The sequence below is a fragment of the Ruegeria sp. O4 genome (assembly GCF_056535125.1).
The window spans coordinates 1-2,414 of record NZ_JBQERO010000042.1 but is presented as its reverse complement, the minus strand read 5'-3'; the positions used below and the strand labels follow the sequence as shown (position 1 = coordinate 2,414).

Genomic DNA, 2,414 nt, shown 5'->3' with positions numbered 1-2,414 from the left:
TTCACTTCCCCAGCTGCATGATGTTGTGATTTCCGGTTGCGAAGCCGACGTGTTTTTGTTCCATGTAGAACTCGAAGCTCCAGTTGCCGCCGTCGCGGCCGATACCGGAAGCCTTGACGCCGCCGAACGGGGTGGGCAGGTGGCGGACGTTTTCCGAGTTCACCCAGATCATCCCGGCTTCAAGCTTGTCGGTGAACCGCAAGGCGCGGGTCAGGTCATTGGTCCAGACATAGCCGGTCAGACCGTATGGTGTGTCGTTGGCAATCTGCAGCGCCTCGTCCTCGGTCGAGAACGGGATCGAGGTCAGAACCGGGCCGAATATCTCTTCGCGCGCGATACGCATCTGGTTATTGGCATCGGTAAACAGGGTTGGGCGAATGAAATACCCTGTGTCGCCCACCTTGACACCTCCGGCGGCGACAGTCGCACCGTCTTCTTTCGCGATGTCAAAATAGGAGGTCACCTTGTTATAATGCTCCTCGGTCACCAGGGGCCCGATCTCGGTCGCAGGATCCAGCGGATGACCGACCTTGATGGTGTTGACCCGCTCGATCAGCTTTGCCTCGAACGCGTCCTTGATGGTGTCCTGCACCAGCAGGCGCGAGGATGACGTGCAGCGCTCGCCATTGATCGAGTAGATCATGAAGATCACCGCATCCAGCGCCCGGTCGAGATCGGCGTCGTCGAACACAACAACCGGGTTCTTGCCGCCCAGTTCCAGATGCATCCGCTTGAGCGTATCGGCACCTTGTTTGGTGATGATGCTGCCGGTGCGGCTTTCACCGACAAAGGCGATCGCCTTGATCAACGGATGCTCCGTCAACGCCTTACCCGCATCGGGGCCGAACCCGTTCACGGTGTTCAGCACACCCTTGGGCAGCCCGGCCTCTTCGGCGATCTCCACCAGCAGGCGAGCGGACAGCGGAGAATCTTCGGCCGGTTTGTGAACCACAGTGCACCCGGCAGCCAAAGCAGGTGCGATCTTCCATGTCGACAGCATGAACGGCGTGTTCCACGGCGTGATCACCCCCACCGGACCAATCGGAACGCGCGTGGTGATGTTCATCAGGGTCGGCGACTTAAGGTGCTGACCGTCCCGCGCCTGGACCACCTGATCCGCGAAATACCGGAAATTCTCGGCCCCCCGCAGCGCGGCCTTGGACATAAAGCGCAGGGTCTGGCCGGTGTCCCAGCATTCACACAGCGCAATTTCCTCGGCACGGGCCTCGATCGCATCGGCAACGTTCAGCAAGATGCGGCGCCGCTCGGTGGCAGGCATGTCGCGCCAATCGGCAAATGCGGCGTGGGCGGCATTGGCGGCAGCGTCGATATCATCGGCTGTGCCATGGGCGACATCGCAGATCACCGACCTGTCAACCGGGGAGGTGGATTGGAACACCCCTGCGGAACCGTCGCGATCTTCGCCCGCGATCCGGTTCTTGATGCCGGTTTCCTTAAACCGGGTCAGAAAGCCCGCCAGCTTCTCGATATTCGTATCCAGTGCGCTCATGGATCAGGTCTCCTGGTTGGTCGCGCCCAAATGGTCCCGGATCGTGCCGGTCTTGGGCGAAAGGTCTGGGTCAATGTCACGCATCTCAAGCGAGAGCGCGATGGAATGTCCGGCGAAGGCGGGGGACAGATAGGCCTCAACCGCCTCAAAAATGCGCTGCGTGGCGTCCCGTTTGACATCCGCAGCCCGGCCAGCGCGCAGGCGGATCGAGATATCGATAAACCCATGCGCCGGATTGCCGTCCGCGATGGCATAGTGATCGACCCGCGTGGCCCGGACACGAATACCGGGCAGGGGAAATGTCTTGATCCCGGCAGCCGTGGCCCGGATGCATTCGCACAAGCCACTCATATCGATCCTGTCCTCCAGATTGCCGGAATACTCGACGTGAAAATGTGGCATGTGCTCCCCTCCAATGGTAAACATGTTTAGTAAATTGGAGCCCCCGCTGTCAAGAACTTGCTTTGTTAATCTTTGCATCTTTTGACTCTGCGAATTAGAAGACTGTCATGAGTGAACAAAGCCACACCAAGAACACCTCGCGCGCCCTTCCGATTGCCTTGCTGCGCGCACGCGAAACCGTCATGGCCCCCATCCGGGACATGCTGCAGGGGATACAACTGACCGAGCAGAAATGGCGCATCCTGCGCGTGCTGGACGAGTTGGGTGAAGTGGAGCAAAGCTCGATTGCCAAAGAGGCCTGCCTGCTGTTGCCAAGCCTCACCCGCATCCTGCGCACGATGGAAGCAGAAGGCCAAATATCACGCCGCCAGGACAGCCACGACAAACGACGCACAATGGTGAAGATCACAAACGAAGGACGAAACATCCTCGCCGAAAACCTCGGAACCTCTCTCCAGATCTACCAAAGCATCGAAAAACAAATGGGACGAGAAAAACTCAA

At 59.1% G+C, this 2,414-nt stretch carries 3 protein-coding genes; 1 reads left to right on the top strand and 2 read right to left on the bottom strand.

Translation table 11 applies throughout. The features are described 5' to 3' along the window. Position 1: 1 nt before the first annotated feature. Positions 2-1,510 carry a 5-carboxymethyl-2-hydroxymuconate semialdehyde dehydrogenase gene (hpaE, locus tag ACR0J7_RS20380; RefSeq protein ID WP_480774593.1) on the bottom strand — a complete coding sequence of 503 codons (1,509 nt, stop codon included), beginning with the start codon at positions 1,508-1,510 and terminating at the stop codon, positions 2-4. Between the two features lie 3 nt (positions 1,511-1,513). Next, a complete protein-coding gene (locus ACR0J7_RS20375) occupies positions 1,514-1,912 on the bottom strand; it encodes a 5-carboxymethyl-2-hydroxymuconate Delta-isomerase (RefSeq protein ID WP_267365252.1) in 399 nt (132 codons plus the stop codon). 107 nt (positions 1,913-2,019) lie between these two features. Here ACR0J7_RS20375 and hpaR point away from each other — a divergent pair. Next, positions 2,020-2,414: homoprotocatechuate degradation operon regulator HpaR (gene hpaR / locus ACR0J7_RS20370; RefSeq protein ID WP_480484966.1), on the top strand; the 395-nt coding region annotated here is incomplete at its 3' end.

What these genes read in the sequence shown, in the direction of transcription:
- hpaE (WP_480774593.1), bottom strand. Translation starts at nt 1,510, where the DNA reads ATGAGCGCACTGGATACGAATATCGAGAAGCTGGCGGGCTTTCTGACC.
- ACR0J7_RS20375 (WP_267365252.1), bottom strand. Translation starts at nt 1,912, where the DNA reads ATGCCACATTTTCACGTCGAGTATTCCGGCAATCTGGAGGACAGGATC.